We start from the raw sequence: 14742 nt of genomic DNA, 5'->3' as shown, positions 1-14742 counted from the left end.
ATACTATGATAGCACATTTGCAGGGGAAATTAGTTGAAAAAAATCCCACAGAAGTTGTAATTGATTGCGGCGGGGTGGGATACCACGTAAATATTTCTTTACATACTTTTTCATTAATTCCGAATGCTGATTATATAAAACTGTATACGCATCTTCAAATAAAAGAAGATGCGCATACTTTATATGGTTTTGTAGAAAAGTCTGAACGAGAGATATTTAGAATGCTTATTTCGGTTTCAGGAATAGGAGCAGGTATTGCACGAACAATGCTTTCTTCAATAGAACCCAAACAAATAATTAATGCAATCGCATCAGGCGATGTTGGTATAATCCAGTCTATAAAAGGAATTGGAAACAAAACCGCACAAAGAGTAATACTTGATCTGAAAGAAAAAGTGTTAAAATTGTATGATTTAGACGAAGTTTCTATAGTTCAAAACAATACAAATCGAGATGAAGCGTTATCTGCTTTGGAAGTTTTAGGATTTGTTAGAAAAACTTCTGAAAAAGTAGTGGAAAGAATCGTAAAAGAAGATCCGGAAGCTACTGTCGAAACGATCATTAAAAAGGCTTTGAAAAGCTTATAAACTCACTTTTGATAACCAATTGTATGCGTAAAATTTGTATTTTTTTACTGGTTTTATTTTGTGGTAATGTTATACGATCACAAGTAAATCCAGCGGTTCAAGATACAACCAAGACTCAGTTTTCTGTTGGGAAATTGGAATTGGAAAATCCTCCAAGCGTACTTTCAGGTTATAAATATGATCCCGCTACAGATCGATACATTTACACAAAATCAGTTGATGGCTTTTCAATTGATTATCCGCTTGTATTAACAAGACAGGAATATGAAAATTTAGTTCTGAAAGAAGCAAGAAGAGATTATTTCAGAAAAAAATCTGATGCAATCGACGGAAAGAAAAACAATACCGCAGCAGCCAAAAAAGACTTATTACCAAGATATTATATCAACTCAAGTCTCTTTGAAAGCATCTTCGGAAGCAATACAATCGATGTAAAACCTACTGGTTCCGTAGAAATGGACTTAGGTTTGCGTTATACCAAACAAGATAATCCCGCATTCTCACCACGTAACCGTTCAAGTCTTACTTTCGACTTCGATCAGCGTATCAGTATGAGTTTAATGGGGAAAATTGGTACACGTTTAGAAGTGAATGCCAATTACGACACCCAATCAACATTTGCCTTCCAAAACCTATTCAAACTGGCTTATACACCTTCAGAAGACGATATTATTCAAAAAGTTGAGGTTGGTAACGTAAGCATGCCGCTTAACAGTACCTTAATTCGCGGAGCGCAGAGTTTATTTGGGGTAAAAACACAATTGCAATTTGGAAGAACAACCATTACAGGGGTTTTCTCAGAACAAAAATCACAAACTAAAAGTGTTGTGGCAGAAAATGGAGGTACAGTTCAGAACTTTGACCTCTATGCCTTAGACTATGACAACGACCGACACTTTTTCCTTTCGCAGTATTTTAGAAACAAATACGACAACTCATTAAGAAACTATCCGTTTATTGATAGCCGTGTACAGATAACGAGACTTGAAGTCTGGGTAACCAATAAACAAAACCGTGTAACTACAACAAGCAACAACTTACGAAACATTATAGCACTTCAGGATTTAGGAGAAGCCCAGATTACAGGAATTCCAGATAATGAAGTCGTTGTTATTGGTACAACAGCGGGATTTTTCAATAACCCAATTGATTCGCCAACGAATAATAACAACAACAAATACGATCCCACAACAATTGGTCAATCAGGATCGTATTTAAATTCAAATATTAGAGAAATTGCAACAGCAAAATCTGGTTTTAATATTGCTAATATCAGCGAAGCAACCGATTACTCTATTTTAGAAAATGCCCGTAAATTAACCACAAACGAATATACCTTTAATGCACAGTTAGGATATATCTCTTTGCAGCAACGTTTGGCAAATGATGAAATTCTAGCAGTTGCCTTTGAATATACAGTTGGAGGAAAAGTATACCAAGTTGGGGAATTTGCCAGCAATGGTGCCGATGCAACCGTGGTAACAGGAAATGGCAACGGAAATCAGGCGGTTATTTCTCAAAGTTTAGTATTAAAAATGCTGAAAAGTAACTTGACAAACGTAACCAATCCGGTTTGGAACCTGATGATGAAAAACGTTTACCAAATTCCACAGGCATATCAATTAAAACAAGACGATTTTAGGCTGAACATTTTATATACAGATCCTTCACCTATAAATTATATTACTCCGGTTCAGGGATCTACTTTTCCAACAAATCCTGCACCAGACATGAAATTGACAGATACCCCTTTGTTGAATGTCTTTAATCTGGATCGCTTAAATTACAATAATGATCCACAGACGGGCGGAGACGGTTTCTTCGATTATGTTCCGGGAATTACAGTCGATGTACAAAACGGACGTATTATCTTTACCACAAAAGAGCCTTTTGGAGAGCTTATCTTTAATAAGTTACAAGATGGTGCTGGACAATCCTATAACGATCCAGGTACCTACAATGCAAACCAGAGAAAATATGTGTTTAGAAACATGTATCGTAACACCCAGTCGGGAGCTTTACAAGACAGTGATAAAAACAAATACTTACTGAGAGGAAAATACAAATCATCAGGAAGTAACGGTATTCCAATTGGAGCATTCAATGTACCGCAGGGATCTGTTGTTGTAACAGCGGCAGGAAGAGTGCTGGTAGAAGGAATTGATTATAGTGTCGATTATCAGTTAGGAAGAGTTCAGATTTTGGATCCTTCTTTACAAGCATCAAATACGCCAATTGAAGTTTCGTTGGAAAATAATTCAATTTTTGGACAACAAACCCGAAGATTTATGGGATTCAATGTTGAGCACAAAATTTCCGATAAATTTGTAGTTGGTGGTACTTATTTAAAAATGACCGAAAGACCGTTTACTCAAAAATCGACTTATGGTCAGGAATCAGTAAACAATACGATTTTTGGATTTAACGGAAATTATTCAACAGAAGTTCCTTTCTTAACCAGATTAGCAAATAAACTTCCAAATATAGATACCGATGTTCCTTCTAACCTTTCAATTAGAGGAGAAGTTGCATTTTTAAAACCAGATGCTCCAAAGGCAAGTGACTTTCAAGGAGAAGCTACTATTTATGTAGATGATTTTGAAGGATCACAGTCTACTATCGATATGCGTTCGGCGTATGCTTGGAGTTTGTCATCTACGCCATTAGTAGGTAATATAAATGATAATACCTTTAATGGAAATTTCAGCACTTTAGATTATGGTTTTAAGAGAGCGAAACTATCATGGTATACCATTGACCCTGTTTTTTATTCTTCAAAACCTTCTGGAATTTCAAACGATGATTTGTCTCTAAATACTACAAGACGGATTTATAGTCGTGAGTTATATCCAAATACCGATATTGCACAAGGGCAAATTCAAGTGGTCAATACACTTGATTTAACGTATTATCCATCTGAAAGAGGACCATATAATAATAATCCAAGTTTTGGATCGAGTGATCCTTCAACTAATTTTGGAGGTATTATGCGTGCTTTAAATTCAACCAATTTTGAGCAGGGAAATGTAGAGTATATCCAGTTTTGGGTACTTGATCCTTATGTGGGAAATTCGCAGGCGGCGGGTAATAATACAGGTAAAATATACTTCAACTTAGGTGAAATCTCTGAAGATATTTTGAAAGATGGAAGAAAACAATACGAAAATGGATTAGGACCTGATCAGGTAATGGTAAATCCACAGCCTATTTGGGGAGATGTTCCAGCATCGCAATCTTTGATTTATGCATTTGATACCAATGCTGATAATAGAAAAAATCAGGACGTTGGTTTAGATGGACTTCCAAGCTCAAGAGAAGGTTCTGTGTATACAAACTATGCAGGAGAATCTGATCCAGCGGCAGATGATTATACCTATTATTTAAATACTGATGGCGGTGTTTTAGAACGTTATAAAAACTATAATGGTACAGAAGGAAACTCAGCCGTAAGTATAAGTGATCCTAATCGTGGTTCGACTACACTTCCAGATGTTGAGGACATCAACCGTGATAATACGATGAGTACTATTAATGCATATTATGAATACAGTATTGATGTAAAACCGGGAATGCAGGTTGGGGAAAACTATATTACAGATATTCGTGAAGTAAGTAATGTTGAACTTCCTAACGGAGGAACTACAAATGCAAGATGGATTCAGTTTAAAATACCAGTTTCGCAGCCTAAAAATACAGTTGGAAATATTACCGATTTTAGATCTATTCGTTTCATGCGTATGTTTATGACTGGATTTAACGGACAAATGACAATGCGTTTTGGGGCTTTAGATTTAGTAAGAGGAGAATGGAGAAAATATACAGGAGTATTAGATGCTAATTATCAAAATCCAACTACTGATGGAGTTGAGTTTGATGTTGCAGCTGTAAACATTCAGGAAAACGGAACCAAATGTCCGGTTAATTATGTAATGCCTCCGGGAGTTCGAAGAGAACAATTGTATAATAACAATACCGTTATCAATCAGAATGAACAGGCGTTGGCAGTTAGAGTAGGAGGTAGTGGTTTACAGTATCAAAATGCAAAAGGGGTTTTCAAAAATGTAAGTGTGGATATGCGTCAGTATAAAAAACTGAAAATGTTCCTTCACGCAGAATCCTTACCAAACGAAAATACATTATTAGATGACGAGATGGTGGGATTCATTCGTATTGGAAATGACTTTACGCAAAACTTCTATCAAATTGAGATTCCATTAAAAGTTACCACAACAGGAGGTTCATGTACAATAAGTGCAGATCAGGTTTGGAGAGAAGATAATGATATTGATTTAGCTCTTGAATTGCTTACTAAAATGAAAATCAAAGCCATGAGCATAGATATCAATTCTAGTAAAAGAGATGCGAATGGTATTTACTATCCAGATAATGATCCAGATGTAAGCGGTGGTGATGGTGATAGTAAATTAACTTTAGGTATTAAGGGTAATCCAAACTTTGGTTTAGTTCGAAATTTAATGGTGGGTGTAAAAAGCCGTGCAGATCATAAAGATATTAAAGGAGAAGTTTGGTTCAATGAACTTCGTTTAGCCGATCTTGAGAACAAAGGCGGTATGGCAGCGATATTAAATGTTGATACCAATATGGCTGATTTTGCTACTGTTTCGGCAACAGGAAGAAAAAGTACTATTGGTTTCGGGTCTTTAGAACAAGGAGCTAATGAACGCGATCGAGAAGATGTTCAGCAGTATAATATTGTTACCAATTTGAATTTAGGAAAATTACTGCCTAAAAAATGGGGAATCAACCTGCCATTTAATTATGCAATTGGTGAAGAAGTAATTACTCCAGAGTACGACCCTTTCAATCAGGATATTAAATTAGATCAGTTGATAAGAGAAACAACAGATCAAGCAGAGAAAGACAACATTAGAACTCGTGCTGTAGATTATACAAAACGCAGAAGTATTAACTTTATTGGAGTTAGAAAAGACCGCGCGCCGGAGCAAAAACCGCATGTATATGATGTAGAGAATTTTACATTTTCACAATCGTACAATCAAGTAGAAAGACATGATTATGAAGTTGAAAATTACAATGACGAACAGTCTAATACTGCTGTCAATTATGCATATACTTTTCAGCCAAAAGAAGTAACTCCTTTGAAGAATACGAAATTTATGAAGAAAAGTGATTACTGGAAATTGCTAAGCGATTTCAACTTTAATTACCTGCCTTCAAATATTTCTTTCAATACTAATATTTTAAGACAAAGCAATCGTCAGCAATACAGACAAGTTGATGTAGAAGGAATCGGACTTGATCCGCTTTACAGACGTAACTTTGCATTCAACTATCAATATGGTTTTGGTTTTAATTTAACCAAATCATTAAAGTTGAATTATACAGCAGCTTCAAACAATATTGTTAGAAACTTCTTAAACAACGATAATACGCCAAAAGAAGATTTTAATATTTGGGATGATTATTGGGATATTGGAACACCAAACCAGCACGTACAACAATTAGTGCTGAACTATGAAATTCCAATTAACAAAATCCCAATTTTTAGTTTCGTAAAAGCAAGTTATTCGTATACGGCAGATTACAGCTGGCAGCGTTCTTCAACAGCATTTTCAGAATATGTTGATGATAGCGGTAATGTGTATGACTTAGGAAATACAATTCAAAATGCAAATTCTAATACGCTTACCACAACGTTAAATATGGGTACGCTGTATAAGTATTTAGGATTAACGCCGGGAGCAAAAGCACAGGCCAAACCAAAACAAGCAGCACCGCCAAAACCGGGAGAAAAAATTGTAAATACGGCAAAACCAGTTACAGCCAGCAGTCCGTTCTACGATGGATTGATGGGTGTATTGACAAGTATTAAAAATGTTCAAATTAACTATACTAAAAACAGCGGAACCGTTTTACCAGGTTATACGCCGGGTGTTGGTTTCTTTGGAACTTCAAAACCAAGTTTAGGATTTGTATTCGGAAGTCAGGATGATGTTCGTTACGAAGCCGCTAAGAATGGATGGCTGACTACGTATCAGGATTTCAACCAGAATTTTACACAGGTAACCAATAAACTTTTAAAAGTTACAGCAAATGTTGATTTGTTCCCTGATTTAAAAATCGATTTGACAATGGATCGTTCGTATTCCGAAAATACTTCAGAACAATATAGCGTTGATCCCACAACACGTGAGTATCTGCCATTGTCTCCGTATACCTACGGAATGTTCTCAATTTCGACTGTGTTAATTAAAACAGCATTTTCAACTAGTAACGAAAATGAATCTGCAGCATTTGATGAATTCAGAAATAATCGTTTAATAATTGCAAACCGTCTCGCAGAACAACATTACGGATCTGGAGTTGTGATTCCAAGATATGGAGATGCAAATAACCCAATTCCGGCTGAAACAGATCCTAATTACAATATCTACGTTTCCAATCAAGGATATCCTATTGGTTACAGCAAAAGCAATCAGGCGGTATTATTGCCTGCTTTCGTAGCGGCCTATACAGGTGCAGATGCGTCAAATTCGTCAACAGGTGTGTTTAGAAGTTTCCCAATACCAAACTGGAGTATTAAATACAACGGATTAATGCGTTACAAATATTTCAAAGATAAATTTAAACGTTTCTCATTACAGCATAATTATAGAGCCTCTTATACTATAAATCAGTTTAGATCGAATTTCGATTACAACGACTCGCCAAAAGTACAAGACGTAAATACCAATTTCTATAATTCGATCATCATGTCGAATGTCAATTTAGTAGAACAATTCAGTCCATTAATTAGAATGGATTTTGAATTGAAAAGTTCTCTTCGTGTTCTTTCGGAAATTAAAAAAGACAGAGCATTATCGATGAGTTTTGATAATAACTTATTGACAGAAGTAAAAGGAATGGAATACATAGTTGGATTAGGATATCGTTTCAAAGATGTAATTTTCTCATCAAGACTGGCAGACAATCCAACAGGAATTATTAAAAGTGATATTAATATAAAAGCCGATTTCTCATTTAGAAATAATCAAACTCTAGTGCGTTATTTAGATTACGACAATAATCAGCTGGCGGCAGGTCAGAATATCTGGGCGTTAAAGTTAACTGCTGATTATTCATTCAGTAAAAACCTAACGGCAATTTTCTATTACGATCATTCGTTCTCAAAAGCAGTTATTTCGACATCGTTTCCAATAACAAACATTAGATCGGGCTTTACACTTCGTTATAATTTCGGAAATTAAATTTAGGTTTTCAAACGAAATTTTATTAGAAGATTGTTACATTTGTCACTAAATTATCAAAATATCAATTTTTCAAACACACAATTATGAGCATACCAGCAAATTTAAAGTACACAAAAGATCACGAATGGGTTAGCATTGAAGGAGATGTTGCAACAGTAGGAATCACTCATTTTGCACAAAAAGAGTTAGGAGATATCGTGTATGTTGAAGTAGAAACTTTAGATCAGACACTTGATAAAGATGAGGTTTTTGGAACAGTTGAAGCAGTAAAAACAGTTTCAGATTTGTTCTTGCCTTTAACTGGAGAAATTATTGCTTTTAATGAAGATTTAGAAAGTGCTCCTGAAACCGTAAACTCTGATCCTTATGGAGAGGGATGGATGATTAAAGTTAAAATCTCAAATCCAGAAGAAATCGATACTTTATTGTCTGACGAAGCTTACAAAGAACTTATCGGTGCCTAAACAACTATTGTTAATCTGGGCAGTAATCTGTTCTGGAATTATCGCTTACCTTTGTTTGACGGATTCAAGTAATATTCCAAAAGTTAATTTTCCGAGCGTAGACAAAATTGTACATTTTTGTTTCCATTTCGGGTTTACAATTTCTTGGATATTATTCTTTAAAAAAGAGCTTAAAGGAGTAGAATCTGAAGATTATAAAGCGTATTTGGTTTCGTTTATATTTTCTGTTTTTTTCGGAATAACAATCGAAATTCTACAGGGAGTTTTAACCGTTACCAGAGCATCAGATGTAAGTGATGTTTTGGCAAATGCATTAGGAGCAGTTTCAGCAGTTTTTCTGGCGATAGCCTTTAAAAAGCAGATTAATAAAATATAAGAATACAATAACCCACTTCGGTGGGTTTTTTATTGCCTAAAAATCAGGAAATACAATAGGTTTTTTTCTGAATTTAAACGTATTTTTGCCCCATTCGATTCAATTTCAAAATCATGAATATCAAGCAATACTTAGATTCCACATATTTAAAAACGGCTTCTCAGGCTGGAATTTCTGAAGAAGAAAATACCGTTGTGGTTAAAAATGCAATTGCTGAAGCGATCAAAGAACAATTTAAGCTTATCATGATTCGCCCAGAATATGTGGCTTTAGCCAAAGAAATGATTTTGAAAGCAGATTCAACTTTGCTGGTTGGCACCGTTATCGATTTTCCGCAGGGGACTTCAAGTTTGGAAACTAAAATAAAAGAAGCCAACGAAGCTATTGAAAACGGAGCAGACGATCTTGATTTCGTATGTAATTATGAAGCTTTTAAAAACGGAGATATTTCGTTGGTAAAAGAAGAAGTTTTAATAGGAACTCAGATTGGACTGGCAAAAAATAAAACCGTTAAATGGATAATCGAAGTTGCCGCTTTGACCGATAAAGAAATTATTCAACTGTCGGCATTGATTAAAAATGTGATTATTTCTCATTTTAAAGAAGATGATTATGCTTCTGTTTTTGTGAAATCTTCTACCGGTTTCTACAAAACAGAAAACAATCTGCCAAACGGAGCCACCATTCCATCTATAATTATGATGTTAGAAAATGCTTCGCCGCTGCCTGTAAAAGCAGCCGGAGGAGTTCGTTCATATGAAGACGCCGTAGAAATGATTCGTTTAGGAGTCAAAAGAATTGGAACATCTGCAGCAAAAACCATTGCAGACGGAAAGAATACCTCAAATCAATATTAAATAAAAGCCCTAAATTACGTGAATAAGTTTTTTTTATCATTTGTTATCATTTTACCATTACTTGTTTTTAGCCAGGAAACAAGTGTAAAACCTGGTTTTATTTCAGAACAATTTCCGGTTTTTCCAAAATGCGAAAATCTTCAGGCAAAAGAATTGGAAAAATGTTTCTACAGAGAAGTTCAGGATTTTGTGTATAATAATTTTGAAGTTCCAGCAAATCTTAAACAAAACAATTACAAAGGCGAGGTAAGAGTGCTTTTTGAAGTTGATGCCAATGGTGAATTCAAAGTGATTTATGTAAATGCTGTAAATGATGAATTGGTAGAAGAAGCAAAACGTACTTTTGGCAAATTCCCAAAAATAAAACCATCGACTTATAACGGAAGGCCGACGTATTCAAAATATACTATTACAATTGATATACCTTTAAAAACTGCCGATCAAATTGAAGCAGAAGCTTTGGCTGCAGCCGAAATTTTAAAGCCGATAGAAAAACCAATGACAGAATTAGACAGTATTGTGTATAAAAAATACAATATGCCAGAATTTGATAGTCATTTAAATATTCCATTTTCACACAGTTACTACGCACAGTTTGATGGAGCTATGAACCAGATTGGAAGTAACAACCACACAGCTTCTAAGCCTTATACATATGCTGAGGTTTCAAAATATTACAATTTAAAAGCCGTAAACCAATCGTTGCAGAAAAATGTTTCGAGCTGGTTGGGAAGAAAATGGTGGAATGAAAATATGGTGCAGATTCAAGGTGAAGATTATTGGCTGGCATTAAACCCAATTGTCGATCTTCAATTAGGAAAAGCTTCGGATCTTGACGCATCGTATTCCTATGTAAATACACGTGCCCTTAATTTTAGAGGAGGATTAGGAAAACAAATCAACTTTACAACGACTGTTTTTGAAAGTCAGGGACGATTTGCGGGATATTACAATACATATGCAGAAACCTTAAAGCCTTCAGGAGGAAATCCAGCGATTATTCCAGGAATGGGAATTGCAAAACGATTTAATACTGATGCGTACGATTTCCCTTTGGCAGAAGCCAATATTACATTTGCTCCAAGTAAAATATTTGATTTTCAGTTAGGATACGGCAGAAATTTTATTGGTGATGGATATCGTTCGTTATTAGAAAGTGACGGGGCAAGTCCATATCCTTACTTTAAAATCAATACGAATTTTTGGAAAATAAAGTATACCAATACTTATATGTGGCTGAAAGATGTCCGTCCTGATGTAACAGTTGACAGAACGTACGCTACTAAATTTATGGCGAATCACTATTTGAGCTGGAACGTATCGAACCGATTGAATTTAGGATTTTTTGAATCTGTAGTTTGGACGGATAGCAATAATAGAGGATTTGATATCAACTTTGTAAACCCAATTATATTTTACCGTTCTGTAGAGTTTTCATCATCTTCAAGAAGTGGAAACGCACTTTTGGGAGCTACAGCAAAATACAAATGGAATAACAGTATTAATATCTACGGACAGTTTTTATTGGATGAATTTTCAGTAAGCGACATGGGCGCAGGAGAGAAAAGCTGGAGAAATAAATTTGGATATCAATTAGGAGCGAAATACTATAATGCATTTGAAGTTAAGGATCTTCTTTTGCAGTTAGAGTACAATCGCGTTCGTCCTTATGTGTATTCGCATAGTGCTGTTATTACCAATTATGGGCACAATAACCAAAGTATTGGGCACCAGTGGGGAGGAAACTTTAATGAATTAATTCTTATTGGCCGTTACCATAAAGGACGTCTTTTTGCCGATGCTAAATTTACTGCGGGAACACGCGGTCTTGATTTTGATACTGCAGAAGACAGTTATAATTATGGCGGGAATATTTATAAAAGCTACGACGATAACCGCCCGTATGATAAAGGCGTAAAAGTAGGGCAGGGAAATAAAACAAGTGTTTTTATTGCGGATATTCAAGGAGGATATTTGATAAATCCAATTACAAATTTGAAGCTTTTTGGAAGCTTTATCTATAGAAATTTTGATCCAACTCAGGAAACAGCCACTACTTTTAAACAAAGTACCACATGGTTTACTATCGGATTGCGTTCTGATATCTTTAATTGGTATTTTGATTACTAGGATTTTTAATAAGATTTTTCAAAATAATAGTGTTAAAGATTGGCAAGTTCTTATTCTATAAAGGGTTTATTGAAAAAAATCTAATTTTATAGGCTTAAATTCTACAATCTAATTTGTACATTTGCAGCACTCAAAAAAAATCACAAAGACTACGGTATTGAACGCTGCTAAAAATACATTTTCAATAAAATCAATATTTCTGGATTTCAAAGAGATTACTAAGGCTGGTTTAGCTATTAGTGTTTTGTTCTCTTCAATAGCCGGATATTTATTAGGTGTTAATGACGAAAATCCATTTAAATGGAATGTTCTGATTGTTTTAGCAATTGGCGGTTACTGTATGGTTGGTGCTTCAAATGCCTTTAATCAGGTAATTGAAAAAGATATCGATTCTTTAATGGATCGCACTAAAAATCGTCCTGTTGCTTCTGGGCGTATGTCTAAAATAACAGCACTTATTGTTGCCAGTCTTCTTACTGTAATAGGTATAGTATTGCTGTATACAATCAATGCAAAGTCAGCAATGTTTGCTGCAATTTCGATTTTTCTTTACACCAGTATCTATACACCGCTAAAAACAGTTACTTCCTTATCTGTTTTTGTGGGAGCTTTTCCAGGTGCAATTCCATTTATGTTAGGATGGGTTGCGGCTACAGGAGAATTTGGTATCGAGGCAGGAACCTTATTTTTAATTCAGTTTTTCTGGCAGTTTCCTCATTTCTGGTCAATTGGCTGGTTTTTATATGAAGATTATGAGAAAGCAGGAATCTTTATGCTGCCAACAGGTAAAAAAGATAACGGCACCGCATTACAGGTAATTTTGTACACCATCTGGCTGATTATAGCATCATTGCTTCCGGTTTTAGGGTATACAGGACAATTGTTTATATCGCCAATCGCTGCGGTTTTAGTATTTTTGTTAGGATTATGGATGTTGTTTTATGCCGTTCGTTTGTATCAATTACGAACTGCAAAAGCAGCTAGAACATTAATGTTAGTTAGTGTTTCGTATATTTCTTTACTGCAGATTGTATTTATAGTAGATAAATTTTTAAGATAGTTATGGAAATGACAATAACAACAAGCGAAGAGCAAGTAAGAAAATCAAAGTCGGCCAAGCTGATTCTGTTATTCGCAATGGTAAGTATGACCATGATGTTTGCTGGACTTACCAGCGCATTTGTAGTAAGTAAATCAAGAGCAGACTGGTTGAAGGATTTTCAAATACCAAGTGCTTTTTTCTTTAGTACTGCAGTAATTATTGGTTGCAGTGTTACTTTTTATCTTGCTAAAAAAGCAATTTCAAACGGAAACAGAAGCGCTACAACATCTTTTCTTTTAGCAACATTAGTGTTAGGTGTTCTATTTGTGTTTTTACAATTCAGAGGATTTGGTCAAATCATCGAAAGCGGTTATTACATGACAGGACAAGGTAGTTCAATTACTACAACTTTTCTGTATGTAATCGCGGTTATGCACTTACTGCACCTTTTAGGGGGCTTAATTTCACTTTTATTTATAATTTATAATCATTTTAAACAAAAATACAATTCGACTCAAACTCTTGGAATAGAACTAGGTGCAATGTATTGGCACTTTTTAGACCTTTTGTGGGTGTTATTATTTTTGTTTTTATATTTCTTTAAATAAGAAAAAAACGTAAATTTGGGAACTTTTTAACGAATATCTTTTATGGAAGCGACAGTTACTACTGCAAACAACGACGAAAAAACTTGGGGAGGCGGTCATGAAATCCAGCCGTTAGGATCAAGTTATGGTAAAATGATGATGTGGTTTTTTATCGTATCAGATGCCTTAACATTCTCTGGATTCTTAGGAGCTTATGGTTTTTCTAGATTTAAATTTATTGAAACTTGGCCATTGGCTGATGAAGTGTTTACTCACTTTCCTTTTATGCATGGTGTTGCGGCTCCAATGTATTATGTAGCCTTAATGACTTTTATCTTGATTTTCTCATCTGTAACAATGGTTTTAGCTGTTGATGCAGGTCACCAATTAAAGAAAACAAAAGTGGCTGTTTACATGTTCTTAACTATTATTGGAGGTTTAATTTTCGTTGGTTCTCAAGCTTGGGAATGGAAAAACTTCATTAAAGGAGAATATGGTGCAGTAGAAACAGCAGGAGGAAGTTTATTGCAGTTTGTTGATAAAGATGGTAAAAGAGTAGCTCTTGAAGAATTTGCAGTAAAATTGCCAGAACAAAGAGAAGCTTTAACAAGAAGCAAAACAACATGGTTCATGGAAGATGCACAATCATTACCAACTTATTCTGTAGCAGAAGTACAAGCTGGTTTTAAAGCACACCCTGAATTATTAATCAGAACAGAAAAACTTACTGCTGAAAAGAAAAAAACAGTTCTTTCAAGACAAGAATCTGAAGCTCGTTTAGCAGACGCAAAATATGTAGTAGAAGGTGCGAACCTAATCAGAAATGAATATGGTAGTAAATTATTCGCTGATTTCTTCTTTTTCATTACAGGATTCCACGGATTCCACGTATTCTCTGGAGTTATCATTAACATCATTATTTTCTTTAATGTATTATTAGGAACTTACGAGAAAAGAAGAAGCTACGAAATGGTAGAGAAAGTTGGTTTATACTGGCACTTCGTAGATTTAGTTTGGGTATTTGTATTTACAGTTTTCTACCTAGTTTAATTTTTAGAATTTAATTATTATGTCACACGAGCACGCATCAAATACAAAAAGAATCTGGTTTGTTTTTGGATTACTATCGGTAGTAACTACAGTAGAAGTTATTTTAGGTATCTATAAACCGGGAGTATTAGAGTTTAATCATTTTGTTGGTTTAAACTTATTAAACTGGATATTTTATATTTTAACAATATTCAAAGCTTATTATATTGTATGGGCATTTATGCACATGGAAGGTGAAAAAAGCAGCCTTAGATGGTCTGTTGTATCACCAGTTATTTTCCTAGTATTATATTTATTGTTCATCCTGTTAACAGAAGGACACTATATTTATGGGGTTTTTAAAGATTCTACTATTAAATGGAATTTTTAACATGATATTAATTCGAAAAAAAGCTCCGGTTAACGGAGCTTTTTTTA

Annotated in this window: 10 protein-coding genes; all 10 read left to right on the top strand. The window is 34.8% G+C overall.

The features are described from left to right. The first annotated feature begins 5 nt into the window (after positions 1-5). Positions 6-587 carry a Holliday junction branch migration protein RuvA gene (ruvA, locus tag J0383_RS07330; RefSeq protein ID WP_207297767.1) on the top strand — a complete coding sequence of 194 codons (582 nt, stop codon included), beginning with the start codon at positions 6-8 and terminating at the stop codon, positions 585-587. A gap of 23 nt (positions 588-610) precedes the next feature. Next, the gene (sov, locus tag J0383_RS07325) at positions 611-7816 is read left to right on the top strand and encodes a T9SS outer membrane translocon Sov/SprA (protein WP_207297766.1); all 7206 of its coding nucleotides are present in this window, start codon (positions 611-613) and stop codon (positions 7814-7816) included. Between the two features lie 86 nt (positions 7817-7902). Then, positions 7903-8283, top strand: a complete 381-nt coding sequence (gene gcvH, locus J0383_RS07320; RefSeq protein WP_207297765.1) for a glycine cleavage system protein GcvH — start codon at positions 7903-7905, stop codon at positions 8281-8283. Further along, complete coding sequence (locus J0383_RS07315; protein ID WP_207297764.1) at positions 8276-8659, top strand: VanZ family protein; 384 nt, start codon at positions 8276-8278, stop codon at positions 8657-8659. The genes gcvH and J0383_RS07315 overlap by 8 nt, the downstream gene beginning before the upstream one ends. Before the next feature lie 113 nt (positions 8660-8772). After that, positions 8773-9516: a deoxyribose-phosphate aldolase gene (gene deoC / locus J0383_RS07310; protein WP_207297763.1), complete on the top strand. Its 744-nt coding sequence runs from the start codon at positions 8773-8775 to the stop codon at positions 9514-9516. Positions 9517-9534: 18 nt separating this feature from the next. Further along, on the top strand, positions 9535-11646 hold the full coding sequence (locus J0383_RS07305; RefSeq protein WP_207297762.1) for an energy transducer TonB: 2112 nt from the start codon (positions 9535-9537) through the stop codon (positions 11644-11646). Positions 11647-11803: 157 nt separating this feature from the next. After that, positions 11804-12706, top strand: coding sequence for a heme o synthase (gene cyoE, locus J0383_RS07300; protein WP_207297761.1), 903 nt, complete (start codon positions 11804-11806; stop codon positions 12704-12706). 2 nt (positions 12707-12708) lie between these two features. Further along, entirely contained in the window at positions 12709-13296 is a 588-nt protein-coding gene (locus tag J0383_RS07295) for a cytochrome c oxidase subunit 3 (protein ID WP_207297760.1), read from the top strand. Positions 13297-13338: 42 nt separating this feature from the next. Further along, positions 13339-14325 carry a cytochrome c oxidase subunit 3 gene (locus J0383_RS07290; protein WP_207297759.1) on the top strand — a complete coding sequence of 329 codons (987 nt, stop codon included), beginning with the start codon at positions 13339-13341 and terminating at the stop codon, positions 14323-14325. Between the two features lie 19 nt (positions 14326-14344). Next, positions 14345-14695: a cytochrome C oxidase subunit IV family protein gene (locus J0383_RS07285; protein ID WP_207297758.1), complete on the top strand. Its 351-nt coding sequence runs from the start codon at positions 14345-14347 to the stop codon at positions 14693-14695. The last annotated feature ends 47 nt before the right edge of the window (positions 14696-14742 follow it).

It is taken from the genome of Flavobacterium endoglycinae (assembly GCF_017352115.1).
GTDB lineage: Bacteria > Bacteroidota > Bacteroidia > Flavobacteriales > Flavobacteriaceae > Flavobacterium > Flavobacterium endoglycinae.
The sequence above is the reverse complement of the archived record's forward strand: the minus strand, read 5'-3'. Positions and strand labels throughout refer to the sequence as shown.